12 protein-coding genes are annotated in these 16,188 nt (G+C 70.2%); 7 read left to right on the top strand and 5 right to left on the bottom strand.

The features are described 5' to 3' along the window. Nucleotides 1–6: 6 nt before the first annotated feature. Both Q1N79_RS10430 and Q1N79_RS10425 read right to left on the bottom strand, forming a co-directional pair. A complete protein-coding gene (locus Q1N79_RS10430; protein ID WP_300607500.1) occupies nt 7–1,428 on the bottom strand; it encodes an MDR family MFS transporter in 1,422 nt (473 codons plus the stop codon). A gap of 80 nt (nt 1,429–1,508) precedes the next feature. Beyond that, nucleotides 1,509–3,875 carry an FHA domain-containing protein gene (locus Q1N79_RS10425; protein ID WP_300607497.1) on the bottom strand — a complete coding sequence of 789 codons (2,367 nt, stop codon included), beginning with the start codon at nt 3,873–3,875 and terminating at the stop codon, nt 1,509–1,511. 359 nt (nt 3,876–4,234) lie between these two features. Between Q1N79_RS10425 and Q1N79_RS10420 the strand changes: the two genes are divergently transcribed. From Q1N79_RS10420 to Q1N79_RS10390, 7 genes are all read left to right on the top strand, one after another. Next, nucleotides 4,235–5,449 carry a DUF2993 domain-containing protein gene (locus tag Q1N79_RS10420; protein ID WP_300607493.1) on the top strand — a complete coding sequence of 405 codons (1,215 nt, stop codon included), beginning with the start codon at nt 4,235–4,237 and terminating at the stop codon, nt 5,447–5,449. A gap of 89 nt (nt 5,450–5,538) precedes the next feature. Beyond that, nucleotides 5,539–6,318 (top strand): DUF2993 domain-containing protein, encoded by a 780-nt coding sequence (locus tag Q1N79_RS10415; protein ID WP_300607490.1) that lies wholly within the window; start codon nt 5,539–5,541, stop codon nt 6,316–6,318. 217 nt (nt 6,319–6,535) lie between these two features. After that, nucleotides 6,536–7,555 carry an alcohol dehydrogenase AdhP gene (adhP, locus tag Q1N79_RS10410; RefSeq protein WP_300607488.1) on the top strand — a complete coding sequence of 340 codons (1,020 nt, stop codon included), beginning with the start codon at nt 6,536–6,538 and terminating at the stop codon, nt 7,553–7,555. A gap of 44 nt (nt 7,556–7,599) precedes the next feature. Further along, the gene (locus Q1N79_RS10405) at nt 7,600–8,034 is read left to right on the top strand and encodes an HIT family protein (RefSeq protein ID WP_300607485.1); all 435 of its coding nucleotides are present in this window, start codon (nt 7,600–7,602) and stop codon (nt 8,032–8,034) included. 35 nt (nt 8,035–8,069) lie between these two features. Next, nucleotides 8,070–8,816, top strand: a complete 747-nt coding sequence (locus Q1N79_RS10400) for a class I SAM-dependent methyltransferase (RefSeq protein ID WP_300607482.1) — start codon at nt 8,070–8,072, stop codon at nt 8,814–8,816. Continuing rightward, nucleotides 8,809–9,576, top strand: a complete 768-nt coding sequence (locus Q1N79_RS10395; RefSeq protein WP_300607479.1) for a hypothetical protein — start codon at nt 8,809–8,811, stop codon at nt 9,574–9,576. The genes Q1N79_RS10400 and Q1N79_RS10395 overlap by 8 nt, the downstream gene beginning before the upstream one ends. Before the next feature lie 244 nt (nt 9,577–9,820). Next, nucleotides 9,821–11,989, top strand: coding sequence for a SpoIIE family protein phosphatase (locus tag Q1N79_RS10390; protein WP_300607477.1), 2,169 nt, complete (start codon nt 9,821–9,823; stop codon nt 11,987–11,989). Between the two features lie 123 nt (nt 11,990–12,112). Here Q1N79_RS10390 and glmS read toward each other — a convergent pair whose 3' ends face one another. The 3 genes from glmS to Q1N79_RS10375 all read right to left on the bottom strand — a co-directional run bounded on the left by glmS (nt 12,113) and on the right by Q1N79_RS10375 (nt 15,783). After that, nucleotides 12,113–13,951 carry a glutamine--fructose-6-phosphate transaminase (isomerizing) gene (glmS, locus tag Q1N79_RS10385; protein ID WP_300607474.1) on the bottom strand — a complete coding sequence of 613 codons (1,839 nt, stop codon included), beginning with the start codon at nt 13,949–13,951 and terminating at the stop codon, nt 12,113–12,115. Between the two features lie 69 nt (nt 13,952–14,020). Next, complete coding sequence (locus Q1N79_RS10380; protein WP_300607471.1) at nt 14,021–14,317, bottom strand: hypothetical protein; 297 nt, start codon at nt 14,315–14,317, stop codon at nt 14,021–14,023. Nucleotides 14,318–14,412: 95 nt separating this feature from the next. Next, nucleotides 14,413–15,783, bottom strand: coding sequence for a GGDEF domain-containing protein (locus Q1N79_RS10375; protein WP_300607468.1), 1,371 nt, complete (start codon nt 15,781–15,783; stop codon nt 14,413–14,415). Nucleotides 15,784–16,188: the final 405 nt, after the last annotated feature.

The following is a 16,188-nucleotide window of genomic DNA, read 5'->3' as shown; positions in this document are numbered from 1 at the left end:
CCACGGTCAGGCCGCCTCGGGGACCGGCTGGCCGCCGAGGTCCCCCGGACCGTCCGCCATCGTCGGCGCGGCGTCGGCGTCATGGACCAGGGCAGAGAACAGCACGCCGAAAGCCATCAGGCACGCCGCGGCGGCGAACGCCATCCGGTAGCCGGCCAGGTCGACAGGTCCCGGCCGGGTGGCGCCGAGCACGGTGGCCAGCAGCGCGACCCCGGCCGCTCCCCCGGCCTGCCGCAGGGTGTTCAGGAGCGTCGACGCCTGCCCGGTCTGCGCCGCCGACACGGTGGCCATGCCCGCCGCCTGCGACGGCGACATCGCGAACCCGAACGAGCACCCCGTGCAGAACATCAGCACGGGGATCAGCCACGCCGCGTCGCCCGGGCCCGCGAACCCCATCCCGGCGATGGTCACCACGGTGCCGCACATCCCGGCGACCATCAGCCGCCGCGGCCCCACCCGCTTGTACAGCCGGGTGGTCACCTGCACGCCCGCCATCCCGCCGAGCGCCTCGGGGAACGTCGACAGGCCCGAGTGCAGGGCGCTGAACCCCAGGCCGTTCTGCAAGAACAGCGGCACGAGGAACAGCGTGCCGACGAACCCCGCGCCGGCGAACGTCAGCTGCAGGTTCGTGACCCGGAACAGGCGATCGGAGTAAATCCGCAGCCGCAGCATCGGCTCGCCGACCCGCAGCTCGACGAGCACGAACAGCACGAGCAGCAGCGCCCCGGCTACGCCCGTGCCGAGCACCGACGGCGATCCCCAGCCGGACGACGCGCCCGTCGACAGGCCGAACATGAACAGCGGGAAGCCGAACCCGGCCAGCAGGAAGCCCGGCAGGTCGAACCGGCCAGGCCGGTGCTCGGAGCCGCCCGGCATGAACAGGGCGCCGAATACCAGCGCCGCGACTCCGACCGGCAGGTTGATGTAGAAGATCCACCGCCAGGACAGACCGTCCACAAGCAGCCCGCCGATCACCGGTCCCAGCGCCGGCGCCATCAGTGTGGGCACTATCAGCAGCCGGTTCGCCCGGATCCGCTCGGCCGGCGGGAACGTGCGGAACAGCATCGCCATCCCCACCGGGATGAGCAGCCCGCCGCCGAACCCCTGGACCGCGCGGAACGCGATGAGCTCAGGCAGCGACGTCGCCACCCCGCACAGGGCGGACGCGGCGGTGAACAGGCCGATCGCGACGAGCATCACGCGCCTGGCGCCGAATCGGTCCCCGATCCAGCCGGACGCGGGCATCGCCACGGCCAGGGTCACCAGGTACGCGCTCACCACCCCGCTCACCGACGCCACCGGCACGGCGAAGTGCCGGCTCAGCGTGGGCAGTGCCACGTTCACCACGGTGGCGTCCATGATGTTCATGAACATCGACGCGACGAACACGGCGCTGACGACCAGCCTGGGCGGGACCGATACGCTCACGGACTAGTACAAGACCCGGCCGGGCGGGCGTGTTCCCAGCCTGGGCAAGGCGCGCCGGACTGGCAGGGGGGCAGCCCAGCCTACTTACGGCGCCCCGGGCCGGTCTTGGCCAGCCGCCACTGGGCCACGCCCAGGGAGATCACGCCGATGGCGAGCAGACAGACCATGTCGGTCAGCCACTGGCTGGCGGAGTGGGTCCACAGCGCGTCGAAGGGATGGCTGCCCGGCGGGTTGATCCTGTTCAGGTCGACCGTTGAGGCGAGCGCGGCCAGGCCCCAGCGGGCGGGGGCGATGTCGGAGAAGTAGCCCGCGATGCCGCCTAGCGCGATCACGCCTCCGGAGAGCACCACCTGGACCATGGTGACCACCACCAGCGCCGGCATCGTCTGCTCGGACTTGGTGACCAGCGCGGACACAGCGAGGCCGACGAGCATCGAGACCAGGCAGAGCACGGCGACCGCGACCAGTATCTCAAGGAACGCCGGCCCGATCGCCGCGCCGTGCGGCGGCATGCCCTTGCCGGCGAGCCCGATGACGACGATGAGCACCGTCTGGATCACGCTGACCAGGCCCAGGACGAGCACCTTCGAGGCCAGGTACGCGCCGGCGGAGAGCCCCGTCATGCGTTCCCGCTCGAATATCTCGCGTTCCTTGACGATCTCGCGGACCGAGTTCGCCATGCCGGACAGGCAGGCGGCCATCACCATGATCAGCAGCGCCAGCTGCGCGCTGGCGTTACCGTGCGGTCCGCCGGCGCCGAGACCGCCGCCGGACGTCGCCCGGACAAGCACTCCGAGGATCAGCGGCAGCAGGGCCGTGAACATCAGGTAGCCGCGGTCGACCGACATCACCCGGGCGTAGCGCCGCGCCAGCGTGGACGCCTGCTTCACGCGACCGCGCTGGTGCGACGGCGCCGCCTCCCCTCGCTGCTGCGCCCCAGGCGGCAGCGCCTGCGGCGGGCGGACGCTCAGCGGCGCTTCCACGTACCCGGCGTAGTCCTTGGAACTCCTGAACTCCCCCATCCAGTCGCGCCGCGGATCGTCAGAGAAGTCCTTGAAGACGTCCGCCCAGTCGGACTTCCCGAAGTACTTCAGGCCCTCCTGCGGCGGCCCGAAGTACGCCATCGTCCCGCCTGGGGCCAGCACGAGGAGCCGGTCGCACAGGTCGAGCAGCTTCGCCTCTACGTCGTGCGTGATCACGACGACCGTCTGGCCCTTTTCCGCCGTCCTTTCCGCCATCTTGCGCATCCGCTCCATGAGCTCGCGCTTCAGGTGCGGATCAAGCGGCGAGGTCGGCTCGTCGAGGAAGAGCAGGCTCGGCCTGGTCAGCAGCTCAAGGCCGATGTTGACCCGCTTGTTCTGGCCGCCGGAAAGACGGTCGACCCGGGTGTCCCCATGCTGGGTCATCTCAAGCTCGGCGAGCACCTCCTCGACGCGCTGGCGCCGTTCGCCTGCCCCCGTATCGGATGGGAAGCGGAGCTCGGCGGCGTAGCCAAACGCCGCCCTCGCGCTGAGCTGGTCGTGCGTGACGCTCTGCTGCGGCACCAGCCCGATCCGGTGCCGCAGCTCGTCGTAGCTCTTGTACAGGTCACGGTTGTCGTAGAGCACGACGCCCTCGCTCGCCGACTTCTTCCCGGTCAGCGCGTTGAGCAGCGTGGTCTTGCCGGCTCCCGCGGGGCCGATGACCGCGAGGAAGGAACGCTCGGGCAGCGGGAACGTGACGCCCTGCAGCAGGATCTTCGCCTTCCCGCCGTCGGTCACACGGACGAGGAGGTCGCGTGCCTCGAAGGTGACGTTGCCGTCGTCGACATACTCCCGCAGCTCGCCGCCGGCCAGCCGGAACGTGGCGTGGCCGATGCTGATGATGTCTTGCTCGCTGACTTCGGCCGCGTCGACGCGGGCGCCGTTGACGTACGTGCCGTTGTGGCTGCCCAGGTCGACGATCTGGTACCGGCCGGTTGGGGACTTCCTGAGCTCGGCGTGCTTTCTCGACACGCCAAGGTCGGAGACGACCAGGTCGTTGTCCGGGGTGCGGCCGATGCTCATGACCTTGGCGGGCAGCGGGAGGCGGGCGGTGGGCCGCCGGTCCACGCTCGGCAGGTGGTCGAGGTTCGCCGGTACCGCCGCCGGCCGCGGCGGCGGGGGCTCCGGGGGCAGTTGCGGCTCGAACCTCAGCACCGGCCCGTCGTCGGGGTTGCCGAGCCTTACCACGCAGTTGGACCGGATGTCGACTCGGTCGGTGCGCTCGGCGCCGACGAAGGTTCCGTTGGTGCTGCCGAGGTCCTCGAGCACCCAGGACTGGCCATCCGTTCGCAAGACCGCATGCCGCCAGGACACCCGCGAGTCGGTCAGCACGATGTCAGCCGCGGGATCACGCCCAATCCGGTATTCTGTCCCGCTGTCAAGCCGGTGATCAGAGCGCCTTGTCCGTACCAGCAGCGGTGCCACCTGATTACCCACCGCCGGATTCCCCTCCCGCTCGTTACGCCCCGTTGTTTGGTTGCGTTTGCTTCGTATTCTTGGTGTGCTGGCTGTGCGCCAGCTCGCCGTCGTGTTAGTCCGGCACCGTCGCCGACCGCGTCGAGGGCGGCCGGCTTCGTCATCCGGTTGCGGTCACCTTGCGCCGTTTACAGCCGTGTTGCGATCGCTCGGGGGGCATGGGGTTGCCGTATCCCCTTGAGTCTAGGGCTCGGGCGTGAAATCCGGAATCTGGTGAACTATAACTGCGAGGGAGACGTTTAAATCGGGACGTCGATATCAATCGATACGCGAATGCGGCGGCAGTTGACAAGATCTGGGGGCTGAAAATGAGCGTAGACCCGAGCCAGTCGGCGACTCCGCCGGCGTCGGCCGGTTCCGACTCCGCTGAAGAGCCGGAACTTCCCCCTGGGTCGGCGCCGCCGACCCGGCCGATACAGCCGCGGCAGGATGACTGGCCCCCGCCACCGCCGCCGCGGCCGTCTTTCACTCCGGCTGCGCCGACGTTCACCCCGGCTGAGCCGGCCGCCCAGGCCGCCGAGGCGGAGCAGCCAGGCCAGCAGCCAGGATGGGGCGACCAGCCAGCCCAGCAGCCAGGATGGGGCGACCAGCCAGCCCAGCAGGCACCGCAGGGGTTCCAGCCGGGGGGCTGGCCGGACCAGCCCGGGCAGCCCGGGCAGCCCGCCGGGGTGGGACAGGCTCCCCCGCCGGGCGACTGGCCGCCGCAGCAGTACCCGCCGCAGCAGTACCCGTCGCAACCTGGCTGGCCGCCGCAGCCGGGACCCGGCGCGATGCCCGGCGGGCAGCTGCCGCAAGGGCGCCGCGGGCAGGCGGGCTATCCGGACGGCCGGCCACGGCGCCGGCACCGCGGCCGGCGCTGGGTGATGGCCCTGTTCACCCTGATCGTGGTGCTGATCCTGCTGGTGATCGGCGACCGGGTGGCCAACGCGGTCGCCGAGAACGAGATGGCCGATCAGTTCGTGAAGAACGGCTTCCCCGTCAAGCCGTCGGTCGACATCACGGGCTTCCCGTTCCTCACCCAGCTGATCGCGCACGACCTGCGCCAGGTCGACATCTCGGCGAGCGAGGTCCCGGCCGGGCCGGTGAACATCACCAGCATCAAGGCCACGGTGACCGGCCTGCACATCAACTCGTCGTTCAACGGCGGGACGGCCAGCCACGTCAGCGGCACGGCGTTCGTGTCGTTCGCGGACCTGGCCGACGGCTTCGGCGCCGGGACGGGGACCGGGATCACCCTGTCCCAGGACGGGCCGGACCAGGTGAAGATCACCGCCGGCATCGGGCCGCTCAGCGACACCGAGGTGGCGACCGTCACCCAGACGGGGCCGAGCACGATCAGCGTTCAGGTGGTAAACAGCGGAAGCCTGCTCGGCGGACTGCTCAGCTCGCTTGGCCCGTTCTCGTTCAGCATTCCCAAGCTCCCTGAGGGCTTGCAGATCACCCACCTCGCCGTGACGCCGCAAGGGCTGACGGTGTCGGTGGCGGCCAACAACGTCCCGCTGACCCAGCCGAGCTCATCCTGATCATCGGGGCCGTGATGCTGGCACGGCCCCGGGTAGTCCCTGTCCGCCGGTATAAACGATGGTGGAGCGCAGCGGCGAGAGGGGCTTAGGTGAGCGAGTACCCGAAGCAGCAGCAGGCCGGGTGGCCGACGCAGCCGCCCCGGTACACCGCCCGCCCGCAAGAGCAGCCAGGCTACGCCGGCGCCGCGGGGCGCGCCCCGCGGCGCCGGCGGCGGGGGCGGCGGTGGATCGCGCTCATCGTCACGCTCGCCGTGCTGGCGGTGGCGTTCGTGGTCGCCGACCAGGTCGCGCGCGCGTACGCGCAGAACATAATCGCGGAAAAGCTCCAGGCGTCGTCGGGGTTGTCGGCCAGGCCCTCGGTGACGATCAAGGGGTTCCCCTTCCTCACCCAGGTCGCCGAGCACGACATCGCGACGATCGACATCAGCGCGAGTAACGTCCAGGCGGACAAGCTGGACATCTCGAGCATCACCGCGACGGCGACCGGCGTCCACCTCAACTCCGGCTTCAGCAGCGTCACGATCGACCACATCTCCGGCACCGCGTTGATCACGTTCGCCTCGCTGGAGAACGCGGCGGGCGCGCAGGGCATCACGATCACCGCGGACCCCGCCGCCGGGCCGAACGCCGCGAACGTCAGCCTTGGCCCGCTCACCGCCACCGCGGACATCGTGCAGACCGGGGCGAACCAGCTCACCGTCCGGATGGCGGGCCTGAGCGGCATCGCCGCCTCGCTCATCGGCTCGCTCCCCGGTTACGTGATCAACGTCCCGAAGCTGCCCGCGGGGCTGCAGATCACGGGCGTGGCTGTGGACAGCCAGGGCGTTGTCGTCAAGGTCGCGGCGCAGGACACGACGCTGTCGCAGTAGCGGCAGGAAACGTCCCAAGGCCGCACGCCGGCGACCTCGCCGGCCATCTCCCCGGCAGCCTGTGGTGTGACCGGACCGGCCCGGGGGAACAGCGGCAGTAAGGGGGAGCGCCCGGGACCTTCGCCCGCGGGGGCACGGCCGCCTGACGATAGTCACGGACCGTTGCCTCAGGACTACAACATGCTAAGTATCACGCGCGGCCACAAGGAGAGCGAACATGCCCACGATGAAGGCAGCGGTCGTCCCTGAGCTCGGTGCCAGCCTGGTAATCCGCGAGCTCCAGGTCCCCGACCCAGGACCGGGCCAGGTGCTCGTCAAGATGGAGGCCTCCGGCCTGTGTCACACCGACATCCACGCGGCGCACGGCGACTGGCCGGTCAAGCCGCACCCGCCGTTCGTCCCCGGCCACGAGGGTGTCGGCGTGGTGGTCGCGACCGGCCCAGGCGTCACCCTGCACAAGGCCGGCGACCGGGTGGCGATCGCCTGGCTCGGGTACGCGTGCGGGCACTGCGATTACTGCATCGGCGGCTGGGAGACGCTGTGCGAGGAGCAGCGCAACACCGGCTACTCGGTCGACGGCGCCTACGCCGAGTACGCGGTCGCCGACGACCGCTACGTCGTCAGCGTCCCCGACTCGATCTCGTCCTTCGAGGCGGCGCCGCTCACCTGCGCCGGCGTCACCACGTTCAAGGCCATCAAGGTGGCCGGGCTGCAGCCAGGCGAGACCGCGGCGGTCTTCGGCATCGGCGGGCTCGGCCACCTGGCGCTGCAGTACGCGCGAGTGCTCGGCGCCCGCGTGATCGCGGTCGATGTCGAGGACGCCAAGCTCGACCTGGCCAGGGAGCTCGGCGCGGACTACGCGATCAACGCCAGGACCGATGACCCGGTCAAGGCGATCGCCGAACTCGGCGGCGCCGACGTCGCGGTCGCCACCGCGGCCGCCGAGCGGTCGTTCGAGCAGGCCTACGCGTCGCTGCGGCGGGGCGGCAGGCTCGCCTGCGTGGCGCTGCCCGCCGACGACACGATGACGTTCTCGATCTTCGACACCGTGCTCAGCGGGAAGTCGATCATCGGCTCGATCGTCGGCACCCGCAACGACCTCGCCGACGTGTTCGCGCTGCACGCGGCGGGCCGGACGCGGGTCATCGCCGAGCCCAGGCAGCTCGCGGACGTCAACGCCTGCTTCGGCGAGGTGCTGGCCGGCCGGGTCCCCGCGCGACTGGTGTTCACGTTCTGACCGGCCGGCGCCGGCTGGCATGACGGCCGCTAGACTGCGGGCTCATGCCGGGTTCCGCCGCAGACACGTGCGCCTTCTGCGCGATCATCCGCGGCGAGGCGGACGCGGTGCGGATCCTGGAAACCGAGCGGCTGCTCGCGTTCCTCGACCACCGGCCGCTGTTCCGCGGTCACACGCTGCTCGTCCCCAGGGCGCACCTGCGGCTGCTGTCCGACCTGCCCGCGCAGGACGCAGGCGAATTCCTGATCACCGCGCAGCGCCTGGAGCGGGCGATCGAAGACGGGCTGGGCGCGGCGGGCACGATGATCCTGGTCAACAACGTGGTCAGCCAGTCGGTGCCGCACCTGCACATGCACGTGATCCCGCGCAACCCCAAGGACGGCCTGCGGTTCTGGCTCGGCCCGCGGCACCCGTACGACGCCGCGCACCCGGCGGAAGAATACGCGGCCAAAATCCGTGCCGCGCTCCCCGCGGGGTAGACATACGGGGGAAACCCGACCTTACGGGAGCCGCCATGACGGAAGCCAGCCGATTCGCGCGGAGCCTGTTCTCGCCGCTGCCCGCTCGTTACGACCGGCTCGCTGAAATTCTTTCCTTTCATCAGAACGGACAGTGGCGACTCGCCACGGTCGCCGCGATCGCGCGGGGGGTGGGGAACGGAGCGGCGGGCGGTGTGCGCGGGCCGCTCATCCTCGATGTCGCGTCAGGGACCGCGGGGGTGGCCATCGAGCTGGCCAAGCGGACGGGGGGGACCGTGGTCGGTGTCGACCTGACCGAGCAGATGCTGCGGCGGGGGGCGGCGAACGTGGCGGCGTCCCCGGCCGCCGGGCGGATCGTGCTCGTTGGCGGGCAGGCGGAACGGCTGCCGTTCGCCGACGCGACCTTCGACGCGCTCGCGTTCAGCTACCTGCTGCGCTACGTCACCGACCCGCAGGCCACGCTGGCCGAGCTCGGCCGCGTGGTCAAGCCGGGCGGGGTGATGGCCAGCCTGGAGTTCTGCGTCCCGGCCGGGCCGGTCTGGCACCCGTCGTGGGTCGCCTACACCCGGCTGGTGCTGCCCGTGGCCGGGCTGCTGGCCGGCGGGCCGGCCTGGTGGCGCGTCGGGCGGTTCCTCGGGCCGAACATCGCCGGGCACTACCGGCGCTACCCGGTCGACTGGACCGTCCGGGCGTGGGAGCAGGCCGGGTTCGCTGACGTGGGCACCCGGCGGATGAGCCTGGGGGGCGGGCTGATCATGTGGGGAACCCGGGCCGGTGGATGACAGGGGCGACGATGCCACCCGGCCGGCGTTCTACGCCGCGCGGCCCGGGGCGTGGCGGGACTGGTGGACGCTGCTGCACCCGCCGTACACGGCGTGGCACCTGTCCTACGTGGTGATCGGCGCGTGCCTGGCGCCGCACGTGTACCTGAGCAGGCTGCTCGCGTCGGTGGCGGCGTTCTTCCTCGCGGTCGGCGTCGCCGCGCACGCGCTCGACGAACTGCAGGGGCGGCCGCTGCGCACGTCGATACCCGGCTCGCTGCTTGTGGCGGCGACGGTGTTCGGGCTGGCGGGCGCGCTCGGGCTCGGCGCCGCGGGCATCGCCGTCATCGGCTGGCCGCGCGGGTGGATCCTGCTGCCGTTCATGGTGGCCGGGCCGGTGCTCGTCGTGGCGTACAACGCGGAGCTGTTCGGCGGGCTCGTGCACACCGACCTCGGCTTCGCCGCCGCCTGGGGCGCGTTCCCCGCGCTGACCGGGTACGCGGCGCAGGCCGGGGACCTGTCCGTGGCGGCGCTGCTGGCGGGCGCCGGCGCGCTCGCGCTGTCCGCCGCGCAGCGCCGGCTGTCCGCCCCGGCACGGGCGATCCGCCGCCGGGTCGCCAGCGCCGAGGGCACGATCACGTTCGCCGACGGCCGCGTGGTCCCGGTCAGCACGCGGCTGCTGCTCGAGCCGCTCGAGCGCGCGCTGCGCGCGGCGTCCTGGGCCGTCGTGCTGCTCGCGGCGGCGCTGGCCACGGCCAGGCTGAGCGGGACGATCCCCTGAGCGGGCGGGTTTTCGCCGTCCCACCAGGGCTGTTTCGCGCCGCGCTAGCGGTCGCTTGCCCCAGGCAGCACAGGAGAAGCCCACAAGCCATGACATACTGGACGATAATTGATAAAGGGGAAGAATCGGAACTCCTCTTTGCACCCGCGCGCGGTAGCCCATAATTGGCAAGAGCGCACCGTGCACGAAACTTCAGGAGCAGCCCGTGGCAACCGGCAGAAGGGTGAGCCGAAAGGCACCGCCGGTGAACGTGACCGTGAGCTCGTCGGTGCGGACCCTGATCCTCGGAATCGACCGTTCCGGCCGGATCGTCCAGCATGACCGCACGGCTCCCAAGATTCTGGCACGCACTTGCGACGACCTGCTCGGAGTTCACCTAAACGACATCACCGCGCAGGCACATGGCGGGGCCGCGGGAGCCGGCCCGGCTCGTTCGGGAGATAAGGAAAGGGACGCGGTCGGGACGCTGCTTGAGGCCGTCAAGAGCGAGCGGGAAGGGAACGCCGTCCTGACAGTCGCCCTCGCCAACGGCGGAACCGCCGAGGCCGTCGTGACCGCCAAGCCGATGCAGGCCGGGGACAGCAGCGTCGCGGCGTTCGTCATCTTGCAGATCCCCGTGCCGAGCGCCGAGCGGTTCGTCGACCCCGCGCTGATGCGCGACATGCTGCTGCGCGACACGTTCACCGGCATCGATGACACGCTCGACTTCAGCGACCTGGCCGAGAAGCTCATGAACCGGCTGGTGCCCGCGTTCTGCACCGCCGGTGACCTGCTCGTGCTCGAGAGCCTGGTCGGGGACAACGAGTTCCCCGCGCACGGGCCGGACATCAGCCACCCGCTGCGGCGGCTCGCCGTCGCCCACGACCAGAAGGACCCGGCCTGGCAGGCCGCGTTCCCGACCGGCGAGATCCTGCGCTACCCGCCCGGCTCGCCCTACGTGCGCTGCATCGAGTCGGGCAAGGCCGTCCTCGAGCAGTCGTTCAGCGCGGACGCGGCGCGCAAGCTCGCGCGGGCCTGGCGGCGCAAGCCGGTCTCCGACTTGCTGTCCGACGTCTCGATACTCATGCTGCCGCTGGTCGCGAAGGGCACCACGCTCGGGTTCTTCTGCTGCGTGCGGCAGCCGGGCACCCGCCGCTTCGACGCCTACGACATGGAGATGGGCATGGAGTTCGCCTCCCGTGCCGCGATCTTCTTCGACAACGCGCGGCGGTACAACCGCGAGCACGCCACGGCCCTCACGCTGCAGCGGTCCATGCTGCCGACCGGGCTGTCCGCGCCGTCCTCCGTCGAGGTGCGGCACAGGTACCTGCCAGGCAGCAAGCTCGTCGAGGTCGGCGGCGACTGGTATGAGTCGATCAGGCTGCCCGGCGCGCGGGTGGCCCTGGTCGTGGGCGACGTCGCGGGGCACGGCGTGCGGGCCGCGGTCACGATGGGACGGCTGCGCACCGCCATCCAGACGCTGGCGATGCTCGAGCTGCCGCCCGCCGAGTCGCTGCAGCAGCTCGACGAGCTGATGCACGCGATCGGCCAGCGGGAACCGCACTTCGCGACCTGCGCGTACGCGGTCTACGACGCGGTGACCGGCGAGTGCGAGCTCGCCGTGGCCGGGCACCTGCCGCCGCTGCTCGTCCACCCGGACGGCCGCAGTGAGCTGCTGTCGGTCACGCCGTCGCCGCCGCTCGGCGTCGGCGACGGGATCGTCGAGACGACGCGGTTCGCCATCGAGGACGGCAGCCTGTTCGTCCTGTACACCGACGGGCTCGTGGAGAGCAAGGACAGGGACATCAGCGACGGGCTCGACCGGCTGCAGAAGACGTTCGGGCCCGGGTCGCCGCAGGCGCCGCTCGAAGACCTGTGCAAGGCCTCGCTCGACGGCGTGTACTCCGACGCCCAGCGGGACGACATCGCGGTGCTCATCGCCAAGCTGCGGCGGATCCCCGAAGACCAGCGGGTCTGCTGGACGCTCGCGCCCGAGTTCCCGTCCGTCGGCCAGGCGCGCTGCCTGATCCGCGACCCGCTGAAGCGGTGGGGCCTCGAAGACCTCATACCGGTTACCGAGCTGCTGGTCTCCGAGCTGGTCACCAACGCGATCAAGTACACCAACGGCGAGGTTCTCCTGCGGCTCGTGCTCGAGTCCGACAGCCTTGCCTGTGAGGTGCACGACTCCTCGCCCGCGCTGCCGCGCGTGCTGCAGGTGGACAGGGAGGCGGAGAACGGCCGCGGGCTGCACGTGGTGTCGCAGCTCGCCGCCCGCTGGGGCGCGCGGCGCACGCACACGGGCAAGGTCGTGTGGTGCGAGCAGACCCTGCCCGAGTCGGTCATCGAGGCGATGGCCGCCGCGGCGGCCATCGAGCTGACCGCCGAGGAAGCGGTGCTGGCGCTGCCCAGCTTAAGAACCTTGAGCCCGGCCTAGCGGCGCTGACCATTCCCCGGCAGCGGTCGTGGCGCTGCCAGGCAAGGCCACGGTCCGTTCGGGATGACTAAAGGGCCTATGCAGGGGCGGACCCGCACCTTTTTGATGACGCGGGCGGCGCGGCTATTCGACCGTGACGCTCTTGGCCAGGTTGCGCGGCTTGTCGATGTCGCGGCCGAGCTTCGCCGCGGTGTGGTAGGCGAGGATCTGCAGCGGGACGTTCAGCAGGATCGGCTCGAGCTCCGGTTCGGCCCGCGGGATCCTGATGACCGCGTCGGCCAGCCCTTCGGGGATGTCGGTGCTCGTGAGGGCGATGACCGGGCCGCCGCGCGCCTTGATCTGCTCGATCGTGGAGATGTTCTTCGCCACCAGGCCGTCGCTCGGGATGATCACCACGCTCGGCATGTCCCGCTGGATCAGCGCCAGCGGGCCGTGCTTGAGCTCGCCCGCCTGGTAGGCCTCCGCGTGCACGTAGGAGATCTCCTTGAGCTTCTGGGCGCCCTCGCGGGCGACCGGCCAGCCGCGGACCCGGCCGATGAAGAACATGTGGTCGGCCTCGGCGAATCTGTGCGCGATCGTCGCGATGTCCTCCTCGCTCGCCAGGATGCGCGCGACCTGCTCGGGGAGGGTGCGCAGGCCGGTGACGACGCGGTGGCCGCTGGCGGCGGACAAGTCGCGGACCCGCCCGAGCAGCAGCCCGAGCAGCGCGAAGTTCACCGCCATGTTGGTCAGCGCCTTGGTGGAGGCGACCGCCACCTCCGGCCCGGCGTGCAGGAAGATGCCGCGGCCGCACTCGCGGCCGATCGCGCTGCCCACCACGTTGACCGCGCCGATCACCTGGCCGCCCTTGCGCTTGAGCTCCTGCACCGCCATCAGCGTGTCGATCGTCTCGCCGGACTGGCTCACCGCGACGTAGAGCGTGTCCGGGTCCACCACCGGGGAGCGGTAGCGGAACTCGCTGGCCGGCTCGGCGTCGGCGGGGATGCGGGCGAGCTCCTCGACGACCATGGCGCCCATCTGGCCCGCGTAGTACGCCGAGCCGCAGCCGAGGAACTTGACCTGCCTGATGCTTCTCAGGTCACGGGCATCGAGGTTGATGCCGCCGAGTCGCGCCGTGGCGAAGCGATCGTCAAGGCGCCCGAGCAGCGCGCGGCGCAGGGCGTCGGGCTGCTCGTGGATCTCCTTGCGCATGTAGTCCGGGTACGGGCCGAGGTCGTAGTCGCCTTCGTCGGCGTCGACCGTCGTGGGCGTCTTGGTCTTGTTCGCGGCCTGCCCGCCGTTGAGCGTGGTGGTGCTGTAGTCGGCCGCGCGGATCGTCGCGACCTCGCCGTCCTCCAGGTAGATCACCTGGCGGGTGTAGCGCACCAGGGCGGCCACGTCCGAGGCGACGAACATCTCGTTCTCGCCAAGGCCGAGCACGATCGGGCTGCCGTTGCGGGCGACGACCAGCTGGTCGGGGTGCTTGATGTCGAGCACGACCAGGCCGTAGGCGCCCTCGACGCGGCGCAGCGTGCGCATGACGGCGTCCTGGAGCGTGCACTCGCCGGCCGCGGCGAGCTCGGCGGCGATCATGTGGGCGAGCGCCTCGGTGTCGGTGTCGGTGACGAGCCTGACGCCGCTGTCCTGGAGCTGGGCACGGAGCTGTTCGGCGTTCTCGATGATGCCGTTGTGGACCACGGCGATCCGGCCCGCGGTGTCGGTGTGCGGGTGGGCGTTGATCTCGTTCGGCTCGCCGTGCGTGGCCCAGCGGGTATGGCCGATGCCCAGCGTCGCCCTGGTATTGCTCTTCAGCTTTTCCCGCAGGTCCTGCACCCGGCCCGCCGTCTTGGTCACCTGCAGCCTGCCGCGGTGCACCACGGCCAGGCCCGCCGAGTCATACCCGCGGTACTCCAGCCTGTGCAGGCCCTCGATCAGCACCGGTACCGCGTCCCGCTCACCTACGTAGCCAACGATCCCGCACACGCGCGCTCCCCTTCCTGGTTTCCTGCTGGTTTCCGGTCCGCCGTGGCCGTGCCGGGCCGGCTTGCCGCATCAGCTGTAGACGATGCGCCGCAGCTGCCGGCCGGACAGCTCCGGCGACCTGAACCTGCGGGTGGCGAGCTCGGCCGCGATCTGCGGCCAGATCTCGTCGTTCTTGCGCTGCTTGCGCTTGAGCTCCTCGTGCCGCCGGCAGACGAAAACCTCGACGGTCTCGCCGTAGTACGCCGCGATGTCTGCCACCACTCGCGTCGCGATCGCCTCGGGCAGCCCGGTGGACGCCGCGATGTGGCGGACCAGGTCCTGCGGGTACCGCGGTTCCTGCCGGTCCTGCGGGTGTGTGTCGTTCATGGCGATGATCAGTGTGGCAGCGCCTGGCGTCTTGCGGCAAGATTCCTGCCCGATATCGGGCAGGAACGACGTGGCTTTGGCGCGTTCGAGTGAGCTTACCGAGGCTGGCTGGCCGTCGGCGGCGGTTTCCCCCAAACCGGTCCGCGCGCTGTGCGTGCGCTGTTGAGTACGGAGAGTAATATCGCCGGGCATAAGGAAGGGCCCGCAGGGTCCACCCGGGCAAACTCCGCCTGCCCGCCGAGGCCGACGCCCAGCTCGGCGCCGGCCTCGGCGGGCGCGGCCACGGCGACCTTGTTCCGGCCGGTCTGCTTGGCGTGGTAGAGCGCCGAGTCCGCGGCCGCGAGCAGGTCACTGAGCTCCCGGCTGGCCCCGCTGGGTATCGCCGTCACCCCGACGGAGATCGTCAGCCGGACGAGGGGCGCGTCAGGCCGGTCGTCAATCGGAACCGCCATCGCGGCCACGTATTTGCGCAGTCTTTCCGCCACGCGACGGGCGTCGCCCTCATTGGTCTGCGCGAGCAGGAGCACGAACTCTTCTCCGCCGAACCTGCCCGCCCGGTCGTAGTCGCGCAGCTGGCTCCTGAGCGCGGTGGCAACGGCTCGCAGTACCCTGTCGCCGACCAGGTGGCCGTGCGTGTCATTGACCGACTTGAAGTGGTCAATATCGACCAGGCCAATCGCGAGCGGACTGCGGGTCCTGATCGCGCGGGACAGCTCTCCCTCGGCTTCCTTTTCCCATGTGGAGACGTTGAGCAGGCCGGTCTTTGCGTCAATCCGGGATTGGGCAAGGAGCTGCGCGTGCATCATGAAGCGCCTGACCAGCAGGACCGTGGGCACCGCGAACACCGCGAGGACCGGGCTAATGGCAAGGACCAGGGTAATCAGGACCGCCAGGTCGAATTCGGCGAAGTCACCCTGCAGCGCCTCGCGATTCCATTCCAGGTTCCTCATCTTCGCGCTTGGATCCGATAGCTTGACCGCGCCGACGATCAGGAAATGGTGCCCCCTGCCGCCCACGATTTCGCACAGCGCGACGACCGCGGCCCATGTCAGGGCGTGCAGACCGGAGCCCACCGAACCGCCCGCGATCGAGGCAGGGAACGCACGGAACAGCAGTGCCGCGCAGAAGTAGCCCACGCTGATCGTCGCGGCCGTGAAGACCCGCCGGTACACGATTCCCCTGTGCACCCACCACTGGATCAGCGCGAGCAAGGGTATCGGCATCAGCACCGCGTATACGGGCGGCAGCAAGATCGCGGCCGGAAGGACCCACACCGTGACGAAATCCCTGGTCATGCCCCCGCCGCTATAAGCGATACGCGGGGTGCAGGCCACGGAGATCATGCCGCAGCAGACAAGCAGCAGGAATTTAACCAGGTCGGCCAAACGCCAGTCGGTCCTGGAAACGGTGAGCCCGACAGCGATCAGCGCCAGCACGGGCGGAGTCGCGACGTACCAGCGAAGCATTGGCGGAAGCCGCCACCAGGGCCAATCCCGCACGCTCGTGCCCGCTTTGAGGCGGCTGGTGAGGGACGAGGCTTGCATCTTCCACCGTTCCGTGCGTGACACCAGGGTCTGCCTTGTAGTAGCAGCTCACCGTAAATGACTAGCTGCGTATAGCTACCATAACCCATCTATGCCGGTCGAGGTAACTATTGCAGCCAGATTCACCGACATCTCAGGACAAGAAGGTGCTAAATGGTGCGTAGTAATGATGGCTCGGAGACGCATTCAAGCCAAAGACAACGGGGTGAATGCAGGTGTCAACACGCACAGAAGGTACGCGTGAGGAGGAGTCGCCGTGCGCACTGTCTGGATCTGACGCTGCCAAACTCCCCCAGTCGACGAAACTTCTTACGCTGAAGGGATGAC

Source organism: Trebonia sp., from assembly GCF_030042015.1.
GTDB lineage: Bacteria > Actinomycetota > Actinomycetes > Streptosporangiales > Streptosporangiaceae > Trebonia.
The sequence above is the reverse complement of the archived record's forward strand: the minus strand, read 5'-3'. Positions and strand labels throughout refer to the sequence as shown.

Bases quoted from the DNA above. Each gene is read 5' to 3' on its own strand.
- Q1N79_RS10400 (WP_300607482.1), top strand. From the start codon at position 8,070: ATGACGGAAGCCAGCCGATTCGCGCGGAGCCTGTTCTCGCCGCTGCCC.
- Q1N79_RS10375 (WP_300607468.1), bottom strand. From the start codon at position 15,783: ATGCTTCGCTGGTACGTCGCGACTCCGCCCGTGCTGGCGCTGATCGCT.
- Q1N79_RS10380 (WP_300607471.1), bottom strand. From the start codon at position 14,317: ATGAACGACACACACCCGCAGGACCGGCAGGAACCGCGGTACCCGCAG.
- adhP (WP_300607488.1), top strand. From the start codon at position 6,536: ATGCCCACGATGAAGGCAGCGGTCGTCCCTGAGCTCGGTGCCAGCCTG.
- Q1N79_RS10420 (WP_300607493.1), top strand. From the start codon at position 4,235: ATGAGCGTAGACCCGAGCCAGTCGGCGACTCCGCCGGCGTCGGCCGGT.
- Q1N79_RS10405 (WP_300607485.1), top strand. From the start codon at position 7,600: ATGCCGGGTTCCGCCGCAGACACGTGCGCCTTCTGCGCGATCATCCGC.